The 1217-nt window shown below is 65.2% G+C and carries 1 protein-coding gene and 1 pseudogene; both read left to right on the top strand.

Features of this window, described 5'->3' with window-relative positions:
- Positions 1 to 327, top strand: a pseudogene (locus tag ACOJVU_RS11965) (short chain dehydrogenase); the annotation flags it as partial.
- Positions 328 to 427: 100 nt separating this feature from the next.
- Positions 428 to 1192, top strand: a complete 765-nt coding sequence (locus tag ACOJVU_RS11960) for an MlaE family ABC transporter permease (protein ID WP_421529970.1) — start codon at positions 428 to 430, stop codon at positions 1190 to 1192.
- The last annotated feature ends 25 nt before the right edge of the window (positions 1193 to 1217 follow it).

Below are 1217 nucleotides of genomic sequence, written 5' to 3'. Positions count from 1 at the left end.
TGCCCGCGTGCGCGCACGGCGATGACGGCCGACGTCTTCGGCCCCGGCCCCGAGATAGCGGAAGGGCAGATCGATCCGCTCTCGCCGGATCACGTGGCCACCCTGGTCCAGTTCCTGTCGTCGCCGGCGGCCGCGGAGGTCAACGGTCAGGTGTTCATCGTCTACGGTCGCCAGGTGACGCTCGTGTCGGCGCCCACTGCCGAGCACAGGTTCAACGCTGACGGGCCGGCGTGGAACCCCGCCGAACTCAGCACGACGTTGGGAGAATACTTTGCCGGGCGTGATCCCGAGCAGAATTTCGCGGCCGTCGGATTGATGGAGCAGTAGCGGGAGATATGATCGGGCTCACACCCGAGCCGCGAGTGACCGAAGGGCGGGCAAAGGCGACGCGCAGGCTTTGCCGCACGCAGCGAAGGGGAGCACCAGGTTGATCCAGCAGCTTGCGGTTCCCGCCCGCGCTGTCGGGGGATTCTTCGAGATGTCGATCGACACCGCGCGTGCGGTCTTCAGGAGGCCGTTCCAAGTCAGTGAGTTCCTGGACCAGACGTGGATGATCGCCCGCGTGTCGCTGGTACCGACCCTGCTGGTGTCCATCCCTTTCACGGTTCTGGTGGCGTTCACGCTGAACATCTTGCTGCGCGAAATCGGCGCGGCCGACTTGTCTGGCGCCGGAACGGCTTTCGGCACCATTACCCAGCTCGGCCCGGTGGTGACCGTTCTCGTCGTGGCCGGCGCCGGCGCCACCGCGATCTGTGCCGACCTGGGGGCCCGCACCATCCGCGAGGAGATCGACGCGATGCGGGTGCTGGGCATCGACCCGATCCAAAGGCTGGTCTTACCAAGGGTTTTGGCGTCGACCCTGGTCGCCCTGTTGCTCAACGGTTTGGTGGCCGCCATCGGTTTGTCCGGTGGTTATGTGTTCTCCGTCTTCTTGCAGGGCGTGAACCCGGGCGCCTTCATCAACGGCCTTACCGTGCTGACCGGGTTGCGCGAGTTGGTGCTTTCCGAAGTCAAAGCGCTGTTGTTCGGCGTGATGGCCGGGCTGGTCGGGTGTTACCGCGGCCTGACCGTCAAAGGGGGGCCCAAGGGTGTCGGCAACGCCGTCAACGAAACCGTCGTCTACGCGTTCATCTGTCTGTTCGTCATCAACGTGGTGACGACCGCGATCGGCGTGCGGATCTCGGCCAAGTGACGACGCGATGAGCTACGACGTCACC

The sequence above is a fragment of the Mycobacterium sp. THU-M104 genome, from assembly GCF_049197365.1.
Classification (GTDB): domain Bacteria; phylum Actinomycetota; class Actinomycetes; order Mycobacteriales; family Mycobacteriaceae; genus Mycobacterium.
Note: the sequence above shows the minus strand (reverse complement) of the source record. Positions and strands in the feature narration are given on the sequence as shown.